Genomic DNA, 22,378 nt, shown 5'->3' with positions numbered 1-22,378 from the left:
TTACAGATTTTACAGGGGTTACAACTTCAGTAAGTTCTTCGTCAGACCTGCCGGCTTTAAAGATCGCAACGGCCTGACGCAGAAGGACAGCTTGCTCCTCAAGGGAAGGCGCCGCGCTGGCCGAATGTTCAGCCAGCGGACTGATGGAATTTGAGGCTTCGGAACAAAGCTCATTTCCTTATTCCGCTCTCGGATACTCAGGCGTACGGGCAGTTTGGAAACTCCATGGTGGTTCCGGTTTTTATTGCTGTGGAGCAGCTACTTTTGCCCCTCATCGAACAACATCTTAGCCAAAAAACTTAGCGCCACAGGGCCATAATTTTTTTTAAGGCCGCGCATTATGCTGTTTTGCGGTGAATTGCGTCCGCTGTCACCAAATTGTCATGCCCACTCCCAATACTCTTTTTTATTTTTTTGGGATCGTTAGATGTCACTCCTTTCTGTAATCTCGTTACCGCTACGTTTACGCACGCGTCTTACCTGGCGTATGCCGCTTTGGCTCACCAGCCTTCGCAGCCAGTTTTTGCTGTTTATCGTGCTGTTTTGTTTACTGCAGTTCGCGGGCGTACTGCTGCTCAGTAATCACGTTAATCAGACGCAAATTTCACTTGAGCAAGCCAATCAACTGCGGGAAAGGTTGGCCCTGCTGGATAAAGCGCGTATCGAGTTGCTCACCGCCAGTGATAACAGCCACCGCGCCGGTATCTATTTAATGCAGGATCAGCAAAGCGGCTCGGTCGATAGCTGGAAAAGTCTGGCGGCCGCCTCCAGGAATTCGTTAACAAAAGCCCAGTCGCTGTTCACCGCCTACCATGCTAAAGCGGACAGCCCCCTGGCTCAGGACTTCGCGATGTTAGCGGAGGGTTTGCAAGAGCAGTTAAAAGGGTTAGCGGCCAATGACATTAATGCCTTTTTTATTGTGCCGATGCAGGCATTCCAGCAGCAGTTTAACGATGCCTGGTTCAGCGAGCTTGAACAGGCCAACCATCAGTTGAGCAGCGTGAATCAACTTACCCTCAGTACACTGAAGCAGAGCCGCAATATGTCGCTGATCGTCAGTGCCATTTTGATGGCGCTACTGGTGCTGGCCTCCAGCCTGCTGATGCGCGGCGTGCTATTGCCGCTTCGACGAGCCAACCAACAGCTGGAACAGATTGCAACAGGCGACCTGGTACCGAACCATGACACGCCGGGTCGCCAGTCTTTAGAGACGCGCCAGCTGTTTCAGTCGATCGAATCGATGCGCTTCGGTCTGCAGCAGATTGTCAGTGACATTAATAATGTTGCGGTCAGCGTGGCGGCCGGTGCAGAAGATATGCAGCAGCATAACGAACAGTTCATGCAGCAACATCAGGCGCAGAATGCCAGCTTTCACTATCTGTCACAGCGTTTATACCGCGTGTCTGAAGAAGTCGAAATTGGTGCACAGCTCTCACAGCAGGCCACACAGGAGGCGCAGTCAGCTGATGCTCTGATGCGCAATTGCGTCACGGAAGTCGACAATATGGAACTTAAAATGCAACAGATCGTTGCTTCCTCGGGCGATATCGCCGGGATTGTCGCCATGCTGGATAGTCTGTCAATGCAAACCCGATTACTGTCGTTAAATGCCGCCATTGAATCCGCTCACGCCGGAACGTACGGCCGCAGTTTCTCCGTTGTCGCCAAAGAGATGGGACTGCTGTCGCAAAAGAGTGGTGAATCAACACGTCAGATTGATGGTTTAATTCAGCACACTCAGCAGCATGTGAATGATGGTTTTGACAAAGTTAAGGCGCTGGAAGTGCTGTTCACGCAAATCAGCGGCGCGGTTTCGGGGGTAGTAACACAATTGGATGAGTTACAGCAAAATAGCATCGCGCAAAGTCATCGCGTCAGTAAAATTGCGCAAGAAGTGGTGGAGATGAGTAACCAGCTGCAGCAAAACGAAGCGCTCAACGCCCATCAGGTCAATTCTGCTACGCAATTGCGTGAACTCTCTGATCGCCTCGCGCAGCGGGCACAGCAATTCCGCGTCGATGCAGCTTAAGTGCAGAGATAAAAAGCTCGTGAATGACGTAATACCTGTCAGTTAAGATCTTAATGGGGGCCGCAACAGATAACGTTGCGGCCTCTTTTTTACTGCCCTGGGGGAATGTCGCGTTATTCTTTCCGGCAGCGCCAGCCCTGAAGCCATCGCCATTATCTCTTCTATTATTCGCGGTATATTCCCCCGACAGCAGGCTCAGCTGACTTCTCAGATAAAGGGCAGGTTTCTTAAAAAGGGGCTTCAAACACCCGGTTGTCCGGCGGAGACCAGGGGTGTCAAAAGCCACCACCAGAAAGTCCGGCACGCCATCAGTCACCTCCAGAGCATATCCCACCGGCCTCTTCACGCCGTACTGCGCGATATAAAACTCATAACCGCCCGGTACGCCGTACAGCAGGCCACCGTTGAAGCCGTTAATTTTCACATCGGGACGGGTGGGGGAGCAGCAGACGCATATAAAATTCAGCCGTGTCTTCCGCGATGGTATCACTGCAGACCGGGTTCCAGCATTCACTCAGGGCACCCCCCATCACGCCAGACCAGTCAAAATGCTTTCGCTTCCACAGGCTATTTATCAGTAGGCGTTGCATATTGACCGTGTTGACACTCGCATGGAGGTGCATCAGCTCAGACTTTAGCTGACAGGTTTTGTTGATTTGGCACAATTAATCAGTGAGGGGCTGTTGTGAGCGAGAAGCGGACGTCAAAATGATAGTAGCAGGGACGTTCTGCCATAATAAATATAACAACCCGCTCGCGAACCCTTTTTGGTGTTGATTTTCAGACAGAAGTGCAGGGCAGTATAAACCTCCGTTTTTTACTGCAATTAGCCTATCCACGTTTAACTTTTTTAATTGCCATTTTTACTAACCAATATATGGCTAAAGCGTAAAACGCGATAACGATTAAAAGGGAAAAGAACGTAACCGGATCCGTACCAGCTTCGTATACGTCATCCTGATAACTGCTGAAAATTTGGTGAGAATGCTCAACGAGCCACGCCGTCAGCGGATAGAGTGGCATCCCGTAACGCGAAACCATAAAGGCCACAATAAAGCAGACGAAAAAAACCGCTGCTTTTCTAGCGAGTTTGGCAGTTTGCAAAGTTACTTTCTCCCTGAACGTCAACATAGCCGTGCGCCATCAGGCTGTTTCGCGAACCCGGCACGCGAATTTTTTTTCTCCGGAGCAGCGCCTGTCTTACCGTATAGAAATCAGTACGCCGTACGAAGGTGATACACCCTTCACTTTCTCCGGAGCCGTCTGGACGAAGAGGATGCAGGCGGAAACCGCCGCGGGCAACGCCATTGATGAAGATGGAATCACTCATCGTTTCCGAATTAAACAGCGCAAACCACTCTGAATGATTTGAGCTGTTCCAGGTGTCGACGGCTCATCCTCTGATCCGGTTAGCGATACTGCCTTCAGGACGCGGAACAATCCAGTAGGGCCCGACCGGAATGGCACTGTCAGGCCTGTAGGTACAGTTTGGGTCATTGGTATAGGGCTTTTGGCCGGAAAAGACCGGAAAGGTACCCACGCCATAAACGTGCAGCTTTGCCTCGCCACCGCCCTTAGTCAGATCGTCGTAGCTCATTCTCATTAATTGCATTAAACACTCCCTGTAAGTTATAAGGCAACCCATTGAACCGGGCAATGCTATCATTACTCCATAGAGAAGTTAACGGGCAGGCTGGCTCTTGACAGCCAGAGCTCTTCTGCGAGCCAGACAGCGTTATTTATCATAAGACTACTTGCCGCACTCCGTCAGGGGGCCTCGGCGCGATCCTTGAGCACAAATACTCACGTCCGCTTCTGGTACAACGCGGAATTCGGCAGGCTAGTGTCCGCTGTGAGTGAAAAGTGAACGTTAAATAGAGCAAATTCAGGGTGAATTTCGGGTTAATTCATTAAATGAAAGAGGAAGTATGGCAGGAGCGAAAACGGATACTGTATCTCATGGAGAAGCGCTCAGGAATGCGTTTTAAAATAGGCACGCATAGTGCGATTTTTCATCAGGTGATAAGGTCGGGTTTCCCGGAAATTCATAAACAGGAGTGAACGTGGGCACGTTAGAGAAGTATGAATGGCACAAGGATAACTATCTGGTAAGTACAGACAGGAAAAGGCTGGATGTGCAGGCCATCCATCGTTATCTGACGCGGTCGACCTGGGCTAAAGGGATTGATCGGAATATTGTCAGTCTATCAATCGAAAACAGCCTTAATTTTGGTGTTTATCACGATGACGCTCAGATTGGTTTCGCGCGTTTAATCACAGATTACGCTACGTTCGCCTACCTTTGTGATGTTTATATCCTTGAAGAATATCAGGGAGAAGGGCTGGGTAGGTGGATGATGCAATGCATACACCATCATCCTGTTTTCGAGCGGCTTCGCAGAATCATGTTGTTTACTACCACAGCTCCCTGGCTCTATGAAAAATTTGGCTATGAACCTGTTAATCGGGAAAACTATGCATGGAGTATCACAAGGCCTGACATTTATTCCTGTGTGAAAAAGTCTGGTTAACTGACCTGCTCTCTGTTGATTATCTCCGCCTGTCATCAGAATGTCCACTTCTGGCCCAAAACAGACCACGGCAAGCCAGAATCCGCTATAAGCAGGAAACCTGCGTCGCTGCTACATGAGCTGGAACAGAGCTTTTGTGCTGGAGCGAGCGACAAGCACAGTCCGCATTCAAAAATATTTCTAATGTTTGCGTTTTCGCTGTCGATAACCTGATGGCTGGCTGAGTGATGATTTCACTCAGCATTTATTTGTACATTTCAAACGATAAGGATATTTATGAACAAGCTTTGTGTTGCGGCGCTGTTGGCTCTGAGTTTAACCGGCTGTGCGCAGCAGACTTTCGTAATGAAACAGAATCAGGTTGGCGCGGCGACGAAAACCACCAGCCAGCCGTTCTTTGTTTCAGGTATCGGTCAGCGTAAGAGCATTGATGCGGCGCAGGTGTGCGGCGGCCAGGAAAAAGTCAGTCGGGTTGAAGTGCAGCAGACCTTTGTTAATGGCTTACTGGGCGTGGTGACGTTTGGTATCTACACGCCACGTGAAGCGCGCGTTTATTGCGCCATCTGATCATGCCTGAGGCCGGTTCGCCGGCCTCATTCTGCGCCTTTCATTAAATGATCAAGCTGCTGATAGCTGTCGCCATGTTCGCCCCATCAGACAGCCTCTGTCCCGGCAATAACACGCACGCAGGGATTAATTCACCGGGTCAGGTGGGTTGTCGCCGATCTGCGCATGGTGCGCAAGTTCATACTCTATGAACGCCTCAATCATGCTCCTGTACACCTTCGCAATAATGATTTCAGGAAGTCCTTTCTCCGCCGCGAGTCGGCAGACTTTATCAATGACCTGCTGCACCCGATCTGGCGCGCGCACTGCGGCGTGATCGGCTTTGAACGTTGCCGCAGCTTTCACACATTCAGCACGCTGAGCAATCATGCTCACCAGCTGAACATCGATCCGATCAATCTCTTTTCTGACCTCTTCAAGTGTGGCGAACATCATTTGTGCACCTGTGAACTAGTACGATAGTTCGAAAAGATACAGCATGTGACGGCTGAAAACCAGCGGCAACGGGAAAAGGTAAGCCCGTCAGGCTTACCCCTCGTTACCCGGCTCAGGCCACGTTACTGCGTCAGCGAGAAGCCCGCGTCAAAATGGTTTGCCTTGTTATTGAACTGCTCGATCCGGGTTGCCAGCTGTGAAATATGGTCATAGCTGATGCGTTTGAAAAAATCATTATCACCGCTGTTGTGCACCAGCTGCGTGAAGGCGGATAACCAGCCGGCGCTGCTCGCTGTGGTGTCAGTGATGCTGAGCATGGCATCCCGTTCTTTCTGCGTCGCATGCTCACCGTGACTGATGCTATCCAGCTGTTGCTCAAACTGCGTGATGCCTGCCGTGTCGCCGTACTGGCGGGCGATATCCAGTGAGCGCTGGGTCAGATCCTGCAGGACAGCATCCTGCGCAGAGGCCTTATCTGACACAAACTTTTCTACTTCACGGTAACTCTCAGCCTGCTGATCCGCAGGAACAAATCGCTCAACCAGTTTATTTAACATGCCCTGGGTGACGGCCAGATCCATTGAAAGCGTTGTGGAGTTACCGGAGCCGGTATAGGAGTGCAGGGCATCGGAAATCAGTCCGGACATATCGGTTTCAGAAAGAGAGGAGTGGGACTGTAAAGCGGAAAACCAGGTGTCGATATCGTTGGTAATGCCGTTCGTCGTGCTGCTGTTTTTTTCGATAGTGCTGTTGCGTATCTGAATCACTTCTTTCAGGTTTTTATCTATTGCCTCCTTGCTGAGCTGTGTGGTCGAAGAAGGGGCATCTGCAATCAGCCTGTTTACCGTCTCCCGGGCAAGCGGAATAGTTTTGGGCATACTCTCCTGCTTGCTGAAAACGTCACTCTCTTTAAACCCGTTATCGATTGAGCTAATCATTACTCTCTCCATGTTGTGTGAAAGAAGCCTGATAATAATATCGGGTGTTCATAAGAAAACTTGACGCTTAACGGACAGAAGAGGGAAGCAGATTTCATCTGTTGAGTCAGTGATTATCTGTGATCAACGGATAATCAGAAGGTTAACGCGTTTAAGTGGCGATGCGCGGTTCAGGGACATTCGCCGAGATGATCCAGGCACCATTCCCACACCGCCTGCGCAGCCCTGCCAGGCAGATCCGTACGTTTGCGCACCAGATAATAGTCACCTGCGCTATCGCCCGCGTCAGCCACCACGACCAGCCGACCCGCTTTGATATCGGCCTGCACAAAAGCCCGGCTCGTCAGCGCCACGCCCTGTCCGGCCATCGCGGCATCCAGTGCAAGGGTGGTCTGGTTAAAGCGGGCGCCGGGCAGCTTTCCCTCCTGCTGCAGGAAGCGTGGCCAGCCGTCATGCGCGTCATGCAACAGCGGAAGCGACGCGATCTGTCGGGCGGTCAGCGGCAGGCTGAGCCCCTCCAGCAGATGTGGGCTGGCAACGGCGATCAGATGCTGACGAAACAGCAGCGCGCTCTCCAGAGTCGCGGGCAGGGCAGTTCGTGACAGCCGCACCGCGATATCCACCTGGTCACGGGAAAAATCGGACAGGGCCTCGGTGGCGACGGTGCGCAACTCAATGTCAGGAAGATCTGCCTGAAGCTGGCCCAGCCGGGGGATCAGCAGTCTGGCGGCGACGGTCGGCGTCACGCTGATCGTCACCACGTCCGGGCGCGCCAGCAATCGGTCCGTTGATTCGACCAGCATATCAAACGCGCGCGTCACGTCAGCAAGCCAGGCTGCCCCCTGCGGCGTCAGCGAAAGCCCGCGCGCAAGCCGGTTGAACAGGCGGATGCCCAGATGATCTTCCAGTGCGCGAATCTGCTGCGCAACCGCCCCCTGCGTGACGCCCAGCTCCGCCGCCGCCGCCCGGAAACTCAGCTTCCGGCCAGCGGCTTCAAACGCCCGCAGGGCATTCAGTGAGGGCAGACCGCGACGTGAGAGTGGCATAGTTATCCTGTAGTTTTTCTACATGCTCAGAGGTTTATTTATCGCGCGATAATACACCGCTTTCCTGCGAAGATGCGTTTTTCACAGCAAAAGGAGCAGAAGATGACCGCAGAAAAAGTCGCCATCATTACGGCTGGCGGATCGGGCATGGGCGCAGCCGCCGCGCACAGGCTGGCGGATGAGGGATACCGCGTCGCAATCTTATCCTCTTCCGGTAAGGGCGAAGCGCTGGCGCGGCAGCTGGGGGGAATCGGCGTGACGGGTTCCAATCAGTCACAGGCGGATGTGCAGCAGCTGGTAGAGCAGGTCATGCAACGCTGGGGACGGATTGACGGCCTGGTCAACTCGGCGGGTCATGGCCCACGAGCCGACATTCCCGACCTGACGGATGACGCGTGGCAGACAGGCATGGAGGTCTATTTCCTCAGCGCCGTGCGCATGGCGCGTCTGGTGGCACCGATCATGGCAGCTCAGGGTGGCGGGGCCATCGTCAATATCTCTTCGGCGTGGACCTTTGAGCCGACAGAGATGTTCCCGACCTCCGCCGTGTTTCGCGCCGGTCTCGCCAGCTTCACCAGACTCTTTGCCGACCGCTATGCCGCGGACAACGTCCGGATGAACAACGTGCTGCCCGGCTGGATTGATTCGCTGCCCGCCACCGACGAACGCCGCCAGAGCGTGCCGATGAAACGCTACGGCAAGGCTGAAGAGGTGGCCGCCACGATCGCCTTTCTGCTGTCCGAAGGTGCCGCCTACATCACCGGGCAGAATATCCGGATTGATGGGGGACTGACCCGCAGCGTCTGACACCCCATTCCCACGTTCACCGCACCTTCACCCCGCCGTCACGCTGCTGTCATCTGAAGCCGTCAAGGTAACGCCATCCCGCAGTGATTTTTCACTGCGTTCCCACTCCGTAACCCGTGAGGATTTCATCGTGATGGAGTTATCCAGACATCCGACCACTGTCTACCAGGCTGTTGCCGCGCAGCTGGAGCAGGCGCTGAAAGAGCGTTACCGCTGCGGCGACTATCTGCCTTCCGAACAGCAGCTGGCCGACCACTACGAAGTGAATCGCCACACGCTGCGCCGGGCCGTCGATGAGCTGGTGCAGAAAGGGCTGCTGCAACGCCGTCACGGCGTGGGCATCCTGGTGCTGATGCGCCCGTATGACTATCCGCTGCATTCCCAGGCGCGCTTCAGTCAGAACCTGCTGGAGCAGGGAAGTCACCCGACCAGCGAACGGCTGCTGGCGGTGCTGCGTCCGGCCAGCAGTGACGTGGCCAGTGCGCTGGGCGTGAAAGAGGGCGATAACGTCATTCATCTGCGTACCCTGCGCCGCGCCAACGGCGTGCCGCTCTGCCTGATTAACCACTTCCTTGCCGACCTCAGCTGGTGGCCGCAGCTTCAGCGCTTTAACAGCGGCTCGCTGCACGACTTTCTGGTGGAGCACACCGGCAAGCAGCTGGTGCGCACCCAGACCCGCATCAGCACCCGCCGGGCGCAGGCGAAGGAGTGCCGTCAGCTCGATATCGCACTCCATGCGCCGCTGCTCTGCGTGCGGACCCTGAACAAAACCGCAGATGGTGCGCTGGCAGAATACTCCGTCAGCCTGACCCGCGGTGACATGATCGAACTGACTCTGGAGCACTGATGGAACAGCAAACGGATCGCCAGCGCTGGCTGTCGGTGCTGGCACACAGCAACGCCGCGCGGCTTGAAGCGCACTGGCAGGCGCTGAATCTTCACCCCGAGTTTACCCTGATCCGCCCGGCCGAAATCGGCATGACGCGGCTGCAGGCGCGAATGGGGGCCACCGGGAAACGCTTTGTGATGGGTGATGCCACGGTGACCCGCGCCGTGGTGCAGCTGAGCGACGGCACCCTGGGATACAGCTACCTGTTAGGACGCGACAAGGCGCACGCTGAGCGCTGCGCCCTGCTGGATGCACTGTTGCAGCAGCCGGAAACCCGGCCGCTGCTGGAAGAGAAGATTATTACCCCGCTGGCGGCGTGGCGTGAAGAGCAGCGACAGCTGCGCGCGCGCGAAATCGCCAGCAGCAAAGTGGATTTCTTTACGCTGGTTCGCGGAGATAACTGATGACTTTACTGGCAAGTTTCAACCACCCTGTTGCGGACGCGCAGCGCGCCTTTCGCCGCATCCTGAAGGCGATGAGTGAGCCGGGCGTGATGGTCTCGCTGCCGCTGCAGCAGGGCTGGGGTGCGCTCTCGCCGGCGGCCACGGCGCTGCTGCTGACGCTGGTCGATCAGGAGAGTCCGGTCTGGCTGGATGCGAAAATCGACAACGAACAGCTGCGCAACAATCTGCGCTTCCATACCGGCGCGCCGATCACCACCCGGCAGGATGCGCCTTTTGCCCTGAGCCATGCGGCGGCGCAGCCCGACCCGACGGCGTTTGCGGCGGGGGATAACCTGTCACCGGAAAAAAGCACCACGCTGATTATCGAAGTGCCCTCGCTGAATGGCGGTCTGACGCTGCGACTCTCCGGCCCCGGCCTGCGCGAAACCCGCGCCATTGCGCCGCAGCTGCCGGAGAGCGTGCTGGACTATCTGCGCACCCGGCCGCATCCGTTTCCGCAGGGCGTGGATCTCATCTTCACCTGCGGCGAAGCGATCATGGCCGTGCCGCGTACCACCGTTGTGGAGGTGTGCTGATGTATGTCGCGGTAAAAGGGGGTGAAAAAGCGATTACGCATGCCCACCAGCTGCAGGCCGATCTGCGCCGTGGCGATCGGGCCGTGGCTGAACTCGGCTGCGATCAGGTGGCGCAGCAGCTGGGTCTGGCGGTGGATCGGGTGATGACCGAAGGGGGGATTTACGATCCGGAACTGGCGGCGCTGGCGATTAAGCAGGCCAGCGGCGATCTGGTCGAGGCAATTTTTCTGCTGCGCGCCTATCGCACCACATTGCCACGGCTGGCGGAGAGTCGCCCGCTGGCGACCGGGACGATGCGTATCGAACGCCGCATTTCGGCGGTCTATAAAGATCTGCCGGGCGGCCAGGTGCTCGGCCCTACCTGTGACTACAGCCACCGTCTGCTCGACTTCACGCTGCTGGCCAATGGCGAAACGCCTGCCGCGCCGCGGGATGATCGGCCGGTCGCGGAAACCTGCCCGCACATGTTCAGCATGATGAGCCGCGAAGGGCTGGCGGCCGCGGAGGAGGATGACGGCAGTGAGCCGACCGATATTACCCGCGAACCGATGGCGTTTCCCGCCTCACGCGCGGCACGGCTGCAACAGCTGGTGCGCGGCGACGAAGGCTTTCTGCTGGCGCTCGGCTACTCGACGCAGCGGGGCTATGGGCGCACCCACCCGTTCGCCGGGGAGATCCGCACCGGCTATGTCAGCGTCAGCATCTGTCCTGAAGAGCTGGGCTTTGAACTGGAGATTGGGGAAGTGCTGCTGACCGAGTGTGAGATGGTCAACGGCGTGGCCCACCGCGAAGATGCCGCACCGCACTTTACCCGGGGTTACGGGCTGGTGTTTGGCCGCGCGGAACGCAAGGCGATGGCGATGGCGCTGGTGGACCGGGCGCTGCAAAGCCGCGAACAGCAGGAGCGCATCACCAGCCCGGCGCAGGATGAGGAGTTTGTGCTGTCGCACGCCGACAACGTGGAAGCGGCAGGCTTCGTCTCCCATCTCAAGCTGCCGCACTACGTCGATTTCCAGGCGGAGCTGGCGCTGCTCAAACAGCTGCAGGATGACTATCAGGAGCGCAACCATGGCTGAACTCACGGGTTACAACAACGGTTATCTCGATGAGCAGACCAAACGCACTATTCGTCGCGCTATCCTGAAAGCGGTGGCGATCCCCGGCTATCAGGTGCCGTTTGCCGGGCGCGAGATGCCGATGCCTTACGGCTGGGGCACCGGCGGCATCCAGATCACCGCCAGTGTGATTGGCGATCAGGATGTGCTTAAGGTGATCGACCAGGGGGCTGATGACACCACCAATGCGGTGTCGATCCGCCACTTCTTTCAGCGGGTCAGCGGTGCGGCCACCACCGAACGCACCAGCGATGCCACGCTGATCCAGACGCGTCACCGCATCCCCGAAACGCCGCTGGAGGAGGATCAGATCCTGATTTTCCAGGTGCCGATCCCGGAGCCGCTGCGTTTTATCGAACCGCGCGAAACCGAAACCCGCCTCCTGCATGCGCTGGAGGAGTACGGCATCATGCAGGTGAAACTCTATGAAGATATCGCCCGCTATGGCCATATCGCCACGACTTATGCGTACCCGGTCAGGGTCAACGGGCGCTATGTGATGGACCCGTCACCCATCCCCAAATTCGACAACCCGAAAATGGACATGATGCCCGCGCTGCAGCTGTTTGGTGCCGGGCGTGAAAAGCGCATCTACGCGCTGCCGCCTTACACCCGCGTCGAAAGCCTCGATTTCGACGATCACCCGTTTACCGTGCAGCAGTGGGATGAACCCTGCGCGTTGTGCGGCTCGCGCCACAGCTATCTCGATGAGGTGGTGATGGACGATCAGGGTACGCGGATGTTTGTCTGCTCCGACACCGACTTTTGCCACCAGCAGCAGGAACAGCAACATGCACAGTGAACAGCCGCTGCTTGCGGTCAGCCAGCTCACCCATCTTTATGCGCCGGGCAAAGGGTTTGAGCAGGTCAGCTTTGATCTCTATCCCGGCGAGGTGCTGGGCATCGTCGGCGAGTCCGGCTCCGGTAAAACCACGCTCCTGCACAGCCTCTCGGCACGCCTCGCACCGCAGCAGGGCACGCTTCTCTATCAGGGGCGCAACCTCTGGCAGATGAGTGAAAGCGAGCGCCGTCACCTGCTGCGCACCGAGTGGGGCGTGGTGCATCAGCATCCGATGGACGGCCTGCGTCCGCAGGTCAGCGCGGGCGGCAACATCGGCGAACGGCTGATGGCGACCGGCGCGCGGCACTATGGCGACATCCGCGCAACGGCGAGCCGCTGGCTGCAGGCGGTGGAGATTGACCCCGGCCGCATCGACGATCTGCCCACCACCTTTTCCGGCGGCATGCAGCAGCGTCTGCAGATCGCCCGCAACCTGGTGACGCAGCCACAGCTGCTGTTTATGGATGAGCCGACCGGCGGGCTGGATGTCTCGGTGCAGGCACGCCTGCTGGATCTGCTGCGTACCCTGGTGCGGGAGCTGAACCTGGCGGTGGTGATCGTCACCCACGATCTCGGCGTGGCGCGCCTGCTGGCACATCGTCTGCTGGTGATGAAACAGGGGCGGGTGGTGGAGAGCGGTCTGACCGACCGGGTGCTTGACGATCCTCATCATCCTTACACACAACTGCTGGTCTCTTCGGTGCTCAATTAAATGACGACTATCAATCCGCGTCTGCAGGTCGGAAACCTGTGTAAAACCTTTGTGCTGCACAACCAGAACGGCGCGGCGCTGCCGGTGCTGCACAACGCCAGCCTGACGGTAGGCGAGGGCGAATGCGTGGTGCTGCACGGTCACTCGGGCAGCGGCAAATCGACCCTGCTGCGCACGCTCTACGGTAACTATCAGCCCGACAGCGGCTATATCCGGGTCGCGCACCAGGGGGAATGGGTCGATATGGCGCAGGCCCCGGCGCGGCAGATTATCGCGCTGCGCCGCGACACGCTGGGCTGGGTGAGTCAGTTTCTGCGGGTCATTCCGCGCGTGCCGACGCTGGAGATTGTGATGCAGCCACTGCTGGAGCGCGGCGTCGACCGCCGGTTCTGCGAAGCGCGCGCCGCCGACCTGCTGAGCCGGCTCAACGTGCCGCAGCGCCTCTGGTCGCTGGCACCGTCCACCTTCTCCGGCGGAGAGCAGCAGCGGGTGAACATTGCGCGCGGCTTTATCGCTGACTATCCGGTGCTGCTGCTGGATGAACCCACCGCCTCCCTCGACAGCGTCAACAGCGCGGCGGTGGTGAGTCTGATTGAAGAGGCGCGCGCCCGGGGTGCCGCCATTGTTGGCATTTTTCACGATCGGGCGGTGCGCGAGCAGGTGGCCGATCGGCTGCATCTGATGCACCCCATTGAGACAGGAGCGCAGGCATGATCATCAACAATGTCAGACTGGTGCTGGAAAATGAGGTCATCAGCGGGTCGCTGGAGTTCCGCGATGAGCGTATCAGCAGCTTCAGCGAAACCCGCAGCCAGCAGCCGGGCGCGCTGGACGGCGAGGGGGCCTGGCTGCTGCCGGGGCTGGTGGAGCTGCACACCGACAACCTCGACAAGTTTTTCACCCCGCGACCCAAAGTGGACTGGCCTGCGCATTCGGCGATGAGCAGCCACGATGCGCTGATGGTCTCCAGCGGCATTACCACCGTGCTGGACGCCATTGGCGTCGGCGATGTGCGCGACGGCGGTCACCGGCTGGAGAATCTCAGCAGGATGATCGACGCCATCCGCGACAGCAACCGCAAAGGGCTGAACCGCGCCGAGCATCTGCTGCATCTGCGCTGTGAACTGCCGCACCCGACCACCGCGCCGCTGTTTGAGGCGCTGATGGGCACGCCGGAACTGGCGCTGGTCTCGCTGATGGATCATTCGCCAGGGCAGCGGCAGTATGCGTCGCTGACAAAATATCGCGAATATTACCAGGGCAAATACCAGCTGAATGACGCGGAGATGGATCAGTTTGAGCACGAGCAGCTCACGCTGGCGGCGGCCTGGTCGCAGCCCAATCGTCAGGCGATCGCCGGACTCTGCCGGGAACATGGCATCGCCATTGCCAGCCACGATGATGCCACCGCCGCGCATGTGGAGGAGTCCCATGCGGCGGGCAGCCGCATCGCCGAATTTCCCACCACCCTGGAGGCGGCGCGCGCCTCGCGCTATCGCAACATGCAGGTGCTGATGGGGGCGCCCAACATCGTGCGCGGCGGCTCGCACTCCGGCAACGTCGCCGCCTGGGAGCTGGCGTCTCACGGCCTGCTGAACATTCTCTCCTCCGATTACTACCCGGCCAGCCTGCTGGATGCGGCGTTCCGGCTGGCTGAGGATGAGCGCAACACGCTCGGCACGGCGCAGGCGATTGCGCTGGTCACCTGCAATCCGGCCCGCGCGCTGGGGCTTGAGGATCGCGGGGTGATCGCGGAAGGGTGTCGCGCCGATCTGGTGCTGGCGCACACCGCACATGGCTACCCGCATGTGCGCCACGTCTGGAGCAAAGGCCGGCAGGTCTACTGATGGCGCGGCTGATCTGGCTCACCGGTCCCTCCGGCTCAGGCAAGGATAGCCTGCTGGATGCGCTGCGGGTGGCACCGCCGCCGCGCCTGCTGATCGCCCATCGCTATATCACCCGCGCAGCGGATGCGGGCGGTGAAAACCACGTGGCGCTGACTGAGGCGGAGTTCGCCCGCCGCGCGGCGCTGGGGCTGTTCGCGGTGAGCTGGCAGGCGCACGGTTTCAGCTATGGCATTGGCTGTGAGACAGAGCAGTGGCTGCTGCGCGGACAGAACGTGGTGGTCAACGGGTCGCGGCTGCATCTGGCGCAGGCGCAGGCCCGCTTTGGTCCGCAGCTGCTGCCGGTCTGCCTGCAGGTCACGCCAGCGGTGCTGGCGGCGCGCCTGCGCCAGCGCGGACGGGAAGATGAGGCGGCAATCGCCCGGCGACTGGCACGTGCCGCCCAGCCGCAGCCCGATGGCTGCCTGATCCTTAACAACGATGGCGCGCTGGCAGAGACCGTCCGGCAGCTGCGTCAGATAGTGGAGACGGCGCAATGAAACTCACTTTTCTCGGCACCGGTGGGGTGACCGCCGCGCCGCTGCCGGGCTGCGACTGCCGTGCCTGCCAGCGGGCGCAGCGCCATAGCGATTATGCCCGTGCGCCCTGCAGTGCGCTGATTGAGACCGGGCGCGAGCGCATCCTGCTGGATGCCGGCCTGCCACTGCTGGCGTTGCGCTTTCCGCCCGGATCGCTGACGCGTATTCTGCTCACCCACTACCACATGGACCATGTGCAGGGACTGTTTGCGCTGCGCTGGGGGCGGGGGGCACCGATTCCGGTCTGGGGGCCGCCCGACCCGCGCGGCTGTGACGATCTCTATAAACATCCCGGCCTGCTCGACTTTCGTCCCGCCTTAACCCCGTTTGTGGCACACGCCTTTGGCGAGTTACAGGTGACGCCGCTGCCACTTCAGCACTCGAAGCTGACGCACGGCTATCTGTTCGACTGGCAGGGTCACCGGCTCGCCTGGCTGTGTGACACCTGCGGGCTGCCCCCCGACACCGCCGACTTTCTGCGCGGTCAGTCGCTGGATCAGCTGGTGATCGACTGCAACGACCCGCCGTCTGCCAGGGCGCGCAACCACAACGATGTCACCCAGGCCCTGGCCATTGTGGCGCTGCTGCGGCCGCGCCAGAGCTGGCTGACCCATCTCAGTCATGAGATGGATAACTGGCTGGCGGAAAATCCGCTGCCGGAGGGGGTGCAGGCTGCGCGTGATGGCCAGACGCTGCTGTGCGGCGCGCCCTGGCCTGTCACAGTTTGATCATCTGATTGTCATCCCGCTTTCATCGTGCCACGCCTTAATAACCGGCAGAACGCAATCAGAGATGACGGAGAACAGCATGGCACAGGCACTTCTGAAAACGGTGGTCGACCACGATCGGCCTCCGGTCAGTTTCAGCGGACAAAAAGTGTTGTCGGTGCAGGGATTGAGCAAAACCTACGGTGACACGCCGGTGCTGGATCGGGTCAGTTTCGATCTCCATGCCGGTGAGCTGGTGGCGGTGATCGGCCGCTCCGGCGCCGGGAAATCGACGCTGCTGCATATGCTTAACGGCACCATCAGCGCGACGGCGGGGGCGATTATCAGCCTGCATAAAGGGGAAGCCGAGCGTAACGTGGTCACCCTCAACAGCCGCCAGATGCGGGAATGGCGCAGCCAGTGCGGCATGATCTTTCAGGATTTCTGCCTGGTGCCGCGCCTCGACGTGCTGACCAATGTGCTGCTGGGCCGCCTGAGCCAGACCAGCACGCTGAAATCCTTTTTTAAAATCTTCTCCGACCACGACCGGGCGCACGCTATCGAACTGCTGCAGTGGATGAACATGCTGCCGCAGGCGCTGCAGCGGGCAGAGAATCTCTCCGGCGGACAGATGCAGCGGGTGGCGATCTGCCGGGCGCTGATGCAGAACCCCCGAATCCTGCTGGCCGATGAGCCGGTGGCGTCACTCGATCCGAAAAACACGACGCGCATCATGGATGTGCTGCGGCAGGTCAGCGAGCAGGGCATCAGCGTGATGGTCAACCTGCACTCCATTGAGCTGGTGAAACGCTACTGCACCCGGGTGATAGGCATCCAGCGCGGCGTGGTGCTGTTTGACGGTCATCCTTCCCGACTGACTGACAGCCTGCTGCAACAGCTGTACGGCGATGAACTTAACCAGATCCATTAACTTCCACAGCAAGAGAACAACTCCGAATGAAACTGACTTCTTTAGCACTACTGATCGGCGTTATGGCGTCGGGTGTCAGCGCAGCGGATGCGCCAAAACAGCTGAATCTGGGGATTCTGGGCGGTCAGAACGCCACCCAGCAGATTGGTGATAATCAGTGCGTGAAGACCTTCTTTGATAAAGAGCTGGGTGTGGATACTCAGATGCGCAACGCCTCTGACTATTCGGGCGTGATTCAGGGACTGCTGGGCGGCAAAATCGATATGGTGCTGAGCATGTCACCCGCCTCTTTCGCCTCGGTCTACCTGCAGGACCCGAAAGCGGTGGAGGTGGTCGGCATCGTGGTGGATGACAAAGACAACTCACGCGGCTACCACTCAGTGGTGATCGTCAAAGCGGACAGCCCCTACAAAAAGCTGGAAGACCTGAAGGGGAAATCGTTCGGCATGGCCGATCCGGACTCGACCTCCGGCTTCCTGATGCCGAATCAGGCGTTTAAGAAGATGTTCGGCGGCTCGGTGGATGACAAATATAACAACACCTTCTCCAGCGTCACCTTCTCCGGCGGCCATGAGCAGGACATTCTGGGCGTGCTGAACAACCAGTTTGACGGCGCGGTCACCTGGACTTCGCTGGTGGGCGACTATAACAGCGGCTACACCTCGGGCGCGTTTGGCCGCCTGATCCGCATGGATCACCCCGACCTGATGAAGCAGATCCGTATCATCTGGCAGTCGCCGCTGATCCCCAACGGTCCGGTACTGGTCAGCAACAAACTGCCTGCCGACTTTAAAGCGAAAGTGGTGGCGGCGATTAAAAAGCTGGATAAAGACGATCACGACTGCTTCGTGAAAGCGGTGGGCGGTAAGCAGCATATCGGCCCGGCCACCGTTGCCGACTATCAGAGCATTATTGATATGAAGCGCGACCTGATGAAAGGCAGCCGCGGCTGACGAACCTTCCTGACTTCCCCGCCTCGCGGGGAGAGCGGGACGCGGCCAGCGTCCCGCTGCTTTCACGCCGGAGATCCCCCTTGACCGACTTCGAACACTATTACCAGCGCATCCGCCGTCAGCAAAAACGTGACACGCTTATCTGGTCACTGCTGCTGGTCACGCTCTATCTGGCGGCGGGCAGGGTGGCAGAATTTAATCTGCTTACTGTCTGGCAGTCGCTGCCGCACTTCTTTGACTACCTGCATGAGATCCTGCCGGTGCTGCATCTGCCGCTGCTGTTTGCCGACGGCAAAACAGAAGGCTCACTGGCCTACTGGGGCTACCGTCTGCCGATCCAGCTGCCGCTGATCTGGGAAACCCTGCAGCTGGCACTGGCGGCGACGCTGCTGGCGGTGGGGCTGGCGGCAGTGCTCGCCTTTTTCGCCGCCGATAATACGCAGACGCCGGTCAGCGTGCGGATGGCGATTCGCGCCTTTGTCGCCTTTCTGCGCACCATGCCGGAACTGGCGTGGGCGGTGATGTTTGTCATGGCGTTTGGTATCGGGGCGATACCCGGCTTCCTGGCGCTGGCGCTGCACACGTTGGGCAGCCTGACCAAGCTCTTTTATGAGGCGATTGAGTCCGCGTCGGATAAGCCGGTGCGCGGCCTGGCCGCCTGCGGAGCCAGTAAACTGCAGCGGATGCGTTTTGCCTTCTGGCCGCAGGTAAAACCCGCCTTTCTCTCCTACAGCTTTATGCGGCTGGAGATTAACTTCCGCTCCTCCACCATCCTCGGGCTGGTGGGGGCGGGCGGCATCGGCCAGGAGCTGATGACCAACATCAAACTCGACCGCTACGACCAGGTCAGCATCACCCTGCTGCTGATTCTGATTGTGGTGTCGCTGCTGGATACGCTGTCCGGTCAGCTGCGTCGTCGTGTCACAGGAGAGCGCGCATGATCCGTTCCGTTCCCGCTATCGCGCAGCTGAAGCAGCAGCATCGCGAGCTGTTTGCCGCGCAGCCGCGCTATCTGCGGCGTCTGGCGCTGATAGCGCTGGCACTCCTGCTCTACTACCTCTATTTCTTTTCGGTGTTCGGGCTGGAGGGATCGCGCCTGCTGGCGGGCTGCCAGCAGCTGGGGCGCTACTTTCTGCGGATGTTTGTCTGGCATGACTTCATGAACTGGCCCTTCAGCTACTATCTGTCGCAGGTCGGGATCACCCTGGGGATCGTGTTTGCCGGTACGCTGACCGCCTCGCTGATTGCGCTGCCGCTGTCGTTCCTGGCGGCGCGCAACGTGATGCACGATCGCGCCGCGAAGCCGCTGGCGTTTCTGATGCGGCGGCTGTTCGACCTGCTGCGCGGCATCGACATGGCGATCTGGGGGCTGATTTTCGTCCGTGCGGTGGGCATGGGGCCGCTGGCCGGGGTGCTGGCGATTATCCTGCAGGATGTCGGCCTGCTCGGCAAACTCTACGCCGAAGGGCATGAGGCGGTCGAACGTTCACCGGGCCGCGGGCTGGGGGCGGTGGGCGCTAACAGCCTGCAGAAACACCGTTTCGGCATTTTCACCCAGTCCTTTCCGCAGTTTCTGGCGCTGAGCCTCTATCAGATTGAGTCCAACACCCGCTCTGCGGCGGTGCTCGGCTTTGTCGGCGCGGGCGGGGTAGGCCTGGTCTACGCCGAGAATATGCGGCTCTGGAACTGGGATGTGGTGATGTTCCTGACGCTGATTCTGGTCGGGGTGGTGATGGTCATGGATATGATCTCCAGTCGCCTGCGCAAACGCTATATCACCGGGAAGCCGGTGCCGCTGTGGCAGCCTGCTGCGCGCGATTAAGTCGTTCGCTGCGCTGCCAGGCGCGCTGTAACGCCTGCACCAGCTGCGCCTGCTGCCAGGGCTTGCCCAGCCGCTCACACAGCGGCAGCGTGACCGGCTGGTGGCGCAGATCCTGACCGCTGATTAACAGCGTGGCGAGATGCGGCCAGTTCTGCTGTGCCTGACGCACCACCTCCGCGCCGTTGATCTCGCCGGGCAGCATCAGGTCGCTGATCAGCAGGTCGATATCGGGTGTCTGGCGCAGCAGCGCCAGCGCCGCTTCGCCGTCGCCGCACTCCAGCGTCAGATAGCCCAGCTGGTGCAGATGTTCGCACAGGGTCTGCCGCACCGCCGGTTCATCATCCAGCACCAGCACCAGCCGGTTGCTGGCCACCGCCGGCAGGGCTGGCGGGGGAGACGGCGCGACCGCTGCGGCGACCGCCTCCTGCGCGCGCGGCAGCAGAAGGCGCACCGTGGTGCCCTGGCCCGGCGCGGTTTCCAGCTCGATCTGACCGCCCGACTGCCGCACAAAACCGTAGACCATTGACAGGCCCAGCCCGCTGCCGCTGCCGGTGGCCTTAGTGGTAAAAAAGGGCTCGAAAACCTGTTCACGCACCTCCGCCGACATGCCGCAGCCCGTGTCAGTCACCTCAATTGTGACCCGGTCACGTTTTTCACTCCCCTCGATCCGCCGCTGATTCCAGATGCGCAGCCGGATTTCGCCGCTTTGCTGCTGCATCGCATCGCGGGCGTTGACCACCAGGTTCATCAGCGCATTCTCCAGCTGACCGGCATCGATCCACGCGGGCCAGCCGGGACGCTGCGCATCGATAATCAGCTGCTGTCCGGGCAGCAGCGAGTGCTGTAATAATCCCTGCAGGTTGTCCACCAGCGTGACCACCGACACCGCGCGCGGAAACAGCGCCTGCTTACGAGAAAAGGCCAGCAGCCGCTGGGTCAGCTGGGCGGCGCGGTCCGCAGCCTGGCGCGCCCGCTCAATCCGGCTGGCGAGCGGGCCGGGCATCAGCTGCCCTTCGGTCAGCGCCAGGCTGCCGATAATCACCGCCAGCAGATTGTTGAAGTCGTGCGCCAGGCCGCCGGTCAGCTGGCCCACCGCCTTCATCTTCTGGCTGTGCTGCAGGGCCTCCTCCAGCGTTTTGCGCGAGGTGCGATCAAGGACGGTGTTCACCATGCCGCGCCGGGGGATCGGGCTGAAGCGCAGCTCCAGCGTCCGGCCATCGGCCAGCCGGATCTCCTGCGGTTCGCCGGGATCGTGCAGATCTCCCGCCAGCGGAGCCAGCAGCTGCTGATAGTGGACGCCGCGATGAAGCTCGCGCGGCGCGATGCCGAGCAGTTCGGCATACTGCGCGTTCCACACCACCAGCTGACCCTGATGGTCAAACAGGGCAAAGCCGTCGCGCATCGCCAGAAAGGTGGACTCCAGCTGGCTGCTCTTCTCTTTCAGCAGGCGTGAAGTGTGCGCCAGCGAGGCGGTATTGCGGGCAAAGACGTTGAAGGCCCGCGCCAGTTCGCCCAGTTCGTCGCGGCGCTGCAAACCCGGCACGCTGACGTTCTGCTCACCCTGTGCCAGCCGCGTCATGGCGGCGGCAATCGCCGTCAGGCTCGACCCCAAATTGCGGTAGATGTAGATCCCGGCATAGCCGGTGATCGCCAGCGCCAGCAGCACGAAAAGGGCGATAAAGCCGATGATGGAATCCAGCTCGCGGTGGGTCGCCAGGGTTCGCGCTTCGCTCTGCAACGCCACCTGCTGCACTGAGGCACTGATATCCTCATTCAGCATCGCCACCAGCGCCTTAATCCGGTAGGTGGCGTAGGCGATCGCCAGATCGCTCTGTTCCAGCGCCTCCGCCAGCGGCAGCAGGCGCTGCTGGGTCGCCAGCAGTCGCGCAATATTCTCGCCGGTGACGCCTGTCAGCGGCACGCTGCGCCACTGCGTCATCACCTGCTGCAGTTGCTCAATCACCGCAATCGGCGACGGCGTACGGATGGCGATGCTGAGCAGCCGCTCAGTCTGCTCACGCAGGGCGCTATCCGGCGCGCGCTGCGGTTCCCGCTGCAGCCGCTGACTGATGTGGCCGAGCAGAATCTGCGACTGCCACAGGTCACTCAGCATGTTATTGCGCTGCAGGTGGCGCTGATGGCCGGTGAGCAGCAGGCGGTTAATCGTCTGCTCCAGCTCCAGGCTGCGGGCGCGGATACGGGCGATGCGCTCCGGCTGACGCGCGGCCAGCGGGGCGCTGGCGAGCAGGCTCAGCGACTGCTGCAGCGCCTGCTGATTCTGCTGAAGCCGCTGTGATTCGCTCTGATACTCCAGCGCGCCCACAACCTGCGACAGCCGCACGGCTGCCGTCGCCACATTGGCGGTATCACGCGCCAGCGCCAGACTGCCGTTCATGTCCGCCAGCGTCTGCGCCTGTGCCTGCTCCTGAATGGTACCGGCATGGCGAAAACCGACGATCGCCACCACGCTGACCATCAGCGTGACGGCGACCACCAGCAGGTTGAACATCAACAGGCGGCCCCGCGCGCCAGCCTGCCACGGATAGGTGCGCTGCATCTCACGCCCTCTTTATCACGGCAACGATGGGCCGAGTATAGGAGCGGGCAGCCGGGTGAATATGACAAATATGAATGGCCGCTGACATTTTCCATTT

At 59.7% G+C, this 22,378-nt stretch carries 24 protein-coding genes and 1 pseudogene; 18 read left to right on the top strand and 7 right to left on the bottom strand.

The window, feature by feature from the left end:
- Positions 1-427 precede the first annotated feature (427 nt).
- Positions 428-2,029 (top strand): methyl-accepting chemotaxis protein, encoded by a 1,602-nt coding sequence (locus tag AC1V0D_RS07990; protein ID WP_482907210.1) that lies wholly within the window; start codon positions 428-430, stop codon positions 2,027-2,029.
- On the opposite strand, the gene AC1V0D_RS07985 is transcribed toward AC1V0D_RS07990, so the two are convergent.
- The 3 genes and pseudogenes from AC1V0D_RS07985 to AC1V0D_RS07975 form a co-directional block, all read right to left on the bottom strand.
- On the bottom strand, positions 1,959-2,453 hold the full coding sequence (locus AC1V0D_RS07985) for a hypothetical protein (protein ID WP_482907209.1): 495 nt from the start codon (positions 2,451-2,453) through the stop codon (positions 1,959-1,961). The genes AC1V0D_RS07990 and AC1V0D_RS07985 overlap by 71 nt on opposite strands.
- A 407-nt stretch (positions 2,454-2,860) precedes the next feature.
- A complete protein-coding gene (locus tag AC1V0D_RS07980; RefSeq protein ID WP_482907208.1) occupies positions 2,861-3,160 on the bottom strand; it encodes a hypothetical protein in 300 nt (99 codons plus the stop codon).
- Positions 3,111-3,626: pseudogene (locus AC1V0D_RS07975) on the bottom strand (DUF2778 domain-containing protein). The gene AC1V0D_RS07980 and the pseudogene AC1V0D_RS07975 overlap by 50 nt, the downstream one beginning before the upstream one ends.
- A gap of 466 nt (positions 3,627-4,092) precedes the next feature.
- Here AC1V0D_RS07975 and AC1V0D_RS07970 point away from each other — a divergent pair.
- Both AC1V0D_RS07970 and AC1V0D_RS07965 read left to right on the top strand, forming a co-directional pair.
- Positions 4,093-4,560: a GNAT family N-acetyltransferase gene (locus AC1V0D_RS07970; protein WP_009089450.1), complete on the top strand. Its 468-nt coding sequence runs from the start codon at positions 4,093-4,095 to the stop codon at positions 4,558-4,560.
- A 276-nt stretch (positions 4,561-4,836) separates the two neighbouring features.
- On the top strand, positions 4,837-5,127 hold the full coding sequence (locus AC1V0D_RS07965; protein ID WP_058957645.1) for a Bor family protein: 291 nt from the start codon (positions 4,837-4,839) through the stop codon (positions 5,125-5,127).
- A gap of 126 nt (positions 5,128-5,253) precedes the next feature.
- On the opposite strand, the gene AC1V0D_RS07960 is transcribed toward AC1V0D_RS07965, so the two are convergent.
- The 3 genes from AC1V0D_RS07960 to AC1V0D_RS07950 all read right to left on the bottom strand — a co-directional run bounded on the left by AC1V0D_RS07960 (position 5,254) and on the right by AC1V0D_RS07950 (position 7,546).
- Positions 5,254-5,562 (bottom strand): chorismate mutase, encoded by a 309-nt coding sequence (locus tag AC1V0D_RS07960; protein WP_482907207.1) that lies wholly within the window; start codon positions 5,560-5,562, stop codon positions 5,254-5,256.
- A gap of 122 nt (positions 5,563-5,684) precedes the next feature.
- The gene (locus AC1V0D_RS07955; RefSeq protein WP_482907206.1) at positions 5,685-6,500 is read right to left on the bottom strand and encodes a hypothetical protein; all 816 of its coding nucleotides are present in this window, start codon (positions 6,498-6,500) and stop codon (positions 5,685-5,687) included.
- Between the two features lie 170 nt (positions 6,501-6,670).
- The gene (locus AC1V0D_RS07950) at positions 6,671-7,546 is read right to left on the bottom strand and encodes a LysR substrate-binding domain-containing protein (protein WP_009089458.1); all 876 of its coding nucleotides are present in this window, start codon (positions 7,544-7,546) and stop codon (positions 6,671-6,673) included.
- A 102-nt stretch (positions 7,547-7,648) separates the two neighbouring features.
- Between AC1V0D_RS07950 and AC1V0D_RS07945 the strand changes: the two genes are divergently transcribed.
- The 15 genes from AC1V0D_RS07945 to phnE (AC1V0D_RS07875) all read left to right on the top strand — a co-directional run bounded on the left by AC1V0D_RS07945 (position 7,649) and on the right by phnE (AC1V0D_RS07875) (position 19,724).
- Complete coding sequence (locus AC1V0D_RS07945; RefSeq protein ID WP_471803260.1) at positions 7,649-8,353, top strand: SDR family oxidoreductase; 705 nt, start codon at positions 7,649-7,651, stop codon at positions 8,351-8,353.
- Positions 8,354-8,486: 133 nt separating this feature from the next.
- Positions 8,487-9,200, top strand: coding sequence for a phosphonate metabolism transcriptional regulator PhnF (phnF, locus tag AC1V0D_RS07940; RefSeq protein WP_140925587.1), 714 nt, complete (start codon positions 8,487-8,489; stop codon positions 9,198-9,200).
- Positions 9,200-9,646, top strand: coding sequence for a phosphonate C-P lyase system protein PhnG (phnG, locus tag AC1V0D_RS07935; protein ID WP_111208189.1), 447 nt, complete (start codon positions 9,200-9,202; stop codon positions 9,644-9,646). Before phnF ends, phnG begins: the two co-directional genes overlap by 1 nt.
- Positions 9,646-10,221, top strand: a complete 576-nt coding sequence (phnH, locus tag AC1V0D_RS07930) for a phosphonate C-P lyase system protein PhnH (protein ID WP_009089466.1) — start codon at positions 9,646-9,648, stop codon at positions 10,219-10,221. The genes phnG and phnH overlap by 1 nt, the downstream gene beginning before the upstream one ends.
- Positions 10,221-11,297: a carbon-phosphorus lyase complex subunit gene (locus tag AC1V0D_RS07925; protein WP_482907205.1), complete on the top strand. Its 1,077-nt coding sequence runs from the start codon at positions 10,221-10,223 to the stop codon at positions 11,295-11,297. The genes phnH and AC1V0D_RS07925 overlap by 1 nt, the downstream gene beginning before the upstream one ends.
- Positions 11,290-12,138, top strand: coding sequence for an alpha-D-ribose 1-methylphosphonate 5-phosphate C-P-lyase PhnJ (locus tag AC1V0D_RS07920; protein WP_009089470.1), 849 nt, complete (start codon positions 11,290-11,292; stop codon positions 12,136-12,138). The genes AC1V0D_RS07925 and AC1V0D_RS07920 overlap by 8 nt, the downstream gene beginning before the upstream one ends.
- Complete coding sequence (gene phnK, locus AC1V0D_RS07915) at positions 12,128-12,889, top strand: phosphonate C-P lyase system protein PhnK (protein ID WP_058957653.1); 762 nt, start codon at positions 12,128-12,130, stop codon at positions 12,887-12,889. Before AC1V0D_RS07920 ends, phnK begins: the two co-directional genes overlap by 11 nt.
- Positions 12,890-13,603, top strand: coding sequence for a phosphonate C-P lyase system protein PhnL (phnL, locus tag AC1V0D_RS07910; protein WP_111208191.1), 714 nt, complete (start codon positions 12,890-12,892; stop codon positions 13,601-13,603).
- Complete coding sequence (phnM, locus tag AC1V0D_RS07905) at positions 13,600-14,736, top strand: alpha-D-ribose 1-methylphosphonate 5-triphosphate diphosphatase (protein WP_009089476.1); 1,137 nt, start codon at positions 13,600-13,602, stop codon at positions 14,734-14,736. The genes phnL and phnM overlap by 4 nt, the downstream gene beginning before the upstream one ends.
- Complete coding sequence (gene phnN / locus AC1V0D_RS07900) at positions 14,736-15,272, top strand: ribose 1,5-bisphosphokinase (RefSeq protein ID WP_482907204.1); 537 nt, start codon at positions 14,736-14,738, stop codon at positions 15,270-15,272. Before phnM ends, phnN begins: the two co-directional genes overlap by 1 nt.
- Positions 15,269-16,039 carry a phosphonate metabolism protein PhnP gene (phnP, locus tag AC1V0D_RS07895; protein WP_482907203.1) on the top strand — a complete coding sequence of 257 codons (771 nt, stop codon included), beginning with the start codon at positions 15,269-15,271 and terminating at the stop codon, positions 16,037-16,039. The genes phnN and phnP overlap by 4 nt, the downstream gene beginning before the upstream one ends.
- Positions 16,040-16,118: 79 nt before the next feature.
- Positions 16,119-16,949: a phosphonate ABC transporter ATP-binding protein gene (phnC, locus tag AC1V0D_RS07890; protein ID WP_009089482.1), complete on the top strand. Its 831-nt coding sequence runs from the start codon at positions 16,119-16,121 to the stop codon at positions 16,947-16,949.
- A gap of 26 nt (positions 16,950-16,975) precedes the next feature.
- Positions 16,976-17,902, top strand: coding sequence for a phosphonate ABC transporter substrate-binding protein (gene phnD, locus AC1V0D_RS07885; protein ID WP_009089484.1), 927 nt, complete (start codon positions 16,976-16,978; stop codon positions 17,900-17,902).
- Positions 17,903-17,982: 80 nt separating this feature from the next.
- Positions 17,983-18,843, top strand: a complete 861-nt coding sequence (gene phnE, locus AC1V0D_RS07880; protein ID WP_482907202.1) for a phosphonate ABC transporter, permease protein PhnE — start codon at positions 17,983-17,985, stop codon at positions 18,841-18,843.
- Positions 18,840-19,724 (top strand): phosphonate ABC transporter, permease protein PhnE, encoded by an 885-nt coding sequence (phnE, locus tag AC1V0D_RS07875; protein ID WP_482907201.1) that lies wholly within the window; start codon positions 18,840-18,842, stop codon positions 19,722-19,724. The genes phnE (AC1V0D_RS07880) and phnE (AC1V0D_RS07875) overlap by 4 nt, the downstream gene beginning before the upstream one ends.
- Here phnE (AC1V0D_RS07875) and AC1V0D_RS07870 read toward each other — a convergent pair.
- Positions 19,678-22,281 carry an ATP-binding protein gene (locus AC1V0D_RS07870; protein WP_482907200.1) on the bottom strand — a complete coding sequence of 868 codons (2,604 nt, stop codon included), beginning with the start codon at positions 22,279-22,281 and terminating at the stop codon, positions 19,678-19,680. The genes phnE (AC1V0D_RS07875) and AC1V0D_RS07870 overlap by 47 nt on opposite strands.
- Positions 22,282-22,378: the final 97 nt, after the last annotated feature.

Source organism: Pantoea sp. PA1, from assembly GCF_056856975.1.
This window is presented reverse-complemented; position numbering and strand designations above follow the sequence as displayed.

What these genes read in the sequence shown, in the direction of transcription:
- AC1V0D_RS07990 (WP_482907210.1), top strand. Translation starts at nt 428, where the DNA reads ATGTCACTCCTTTCTGTAATCTCGTTACCGCTACGTTTACGCACGCGT.
- AC1V0D_RS07980 (WP_482907208.1), bottom strand. Translation starts at nt 3,160, where the DNA reads ATGTTGACGTTCAGGGAGAAAGTAACTTTGCAAACTGCCAAACTCGCT.
- AC1V0D_RS07965 (WP_058957645.1), top strand. Translation starts at nt 4,837, where the DNA reads ATGAACAAGCTTTGTGTTGCGGCGCTGTTGGCTCTGAGTTTAACCGGC.
- AC1V0D_RS07960 (WP_482907207.1), bottom strand. Translation starts at nt 5,562, where the DNA reads ATGATGTTCGCCACACTTGAAGAGGTCAGAAAAGAGATTGATCGGATC.
- AC1V0D_RS07955 (WP_482907206.1), bottom strand. Translation starts at nt 6,500, where the DNA reads ATGATTAGCTCAATCGATAACGGGTTTAAAGAGAGTGACGTTTTCAGC.
- AC1V0D_RS07950 (WP_009089458.1), bottom strand. Translation starts at nt 7,546, where the DNA reads ATGCCACTCTCACGTCGCGGTCTGCCCTCACTGAATGCCCTGCGGGCG.
- AC1V0D_RS07945 (WP_471803260.1), top strand. Translation starts at nt 7,649, where the DNA reads ATGACCGCAGAAAAAGTCGCCATCATTACGGCTGGCGGATCGGGCATG.
- phnF (WP_140925587.1), top strand. Translation starts at nt 8,487, where the DNA reads ATGGAGTTATCCAGACATCCGACCACTGTCTACCAGGCTGTTGCCGCG.
- phnG (WP_111208189.1), top strand. Translation starts at nt 9,200, where the DNA reads ATGGAACAGCAAACGGATCGCCAGCGCTGGCTGTCGGTGCTGGCACAC.
- phnH (WP_009089466.1), top strand. Translation starts at nt 9,646, where the DNA reads ATGACTTTACTGGCAAGTTTCAACCACCCTGTTGCGGACGCGCAGCGC.
- AC1V0D_RS07925 (WP_482907205.1), top strand. Translation starts at nt 10,221, where the DNA reads ATGTATGTCGCGGTAAAAGGGGGTGAAAAAGCGATTACGCATGCCCAC.
- AC1V0D_RS07920 (WP_009089470.1), top strand. Translation starts at nt 11,290, where the DNA reads ATGGCTGAACTCACGGGTTACAACAACGGTTATCTCGATGAGCAGACC.
- phnK (WP_058957653.1), top strand. Translation starts at nt 12,128, where the DNA reads ATGCACAGTGAACAGCCGCTGCTTGCGGTCAGCCAGCTCACCCATCTT.
- phnL (WP_111208191.1), top strand. Translation starts at nt 12,890, where the DNA reads ATGACGACTATCAATCCGCGTCTGCAGGTCGGAAACCTGTGTAAAACC.
- phnM (WP_009089476.1), top strand. Translation starts at nt 13,600, where the DNA reads ATGATCATCAACAATGTCAGACTGGTGCTGGAAAATGAGGTCATCAGC.
- phnN (WP_482907204.1), top strand. Translation starts at nt 14,736, where the DNA reads ATGGCGCGGCTGATCTGGCTCACCGGTCCCTCCGGCTCAGGCAAGGAT.
- phnP (WP_482907203.1), top strand. Translation starts at nt 15,269, where the DNA reads ATGAAACTCACTTTTCTCGGCACCGGTGGGGTGACCGCCGCGCCGCTG.
- phnC (WP_009089482.1), top strand. Translation starts at nt 16,119, where the DNA reads ATGGCACAGGCACTTCTGAAAACGGTGGTCGACCACGATCGGCCTCCG.
- phnD (WP_009089484.1), top strand. Translation starts at nt 16,976, where the DNA reads ATGAAACTGACTTCTTTAGCACTACTGATCGGCGTTATGGCGTCGGGT.
- phnE (WP_482907201.1), top strand. Translation starts at nt 18,840, where the DNA reads ATGATCCGTTCCGTTCCCGCTATCGCGCAGCTGAAGCAGCAGCATCGC.
- AC1V0D_RS07870 (WP_482907200.1), bottom strand. Translation starts at nt 22,281, where the DNA reads ATGCAGCGCACCTATCCGTGGCAGGCTGGCGCGCGGGGCCGCCTGTTG.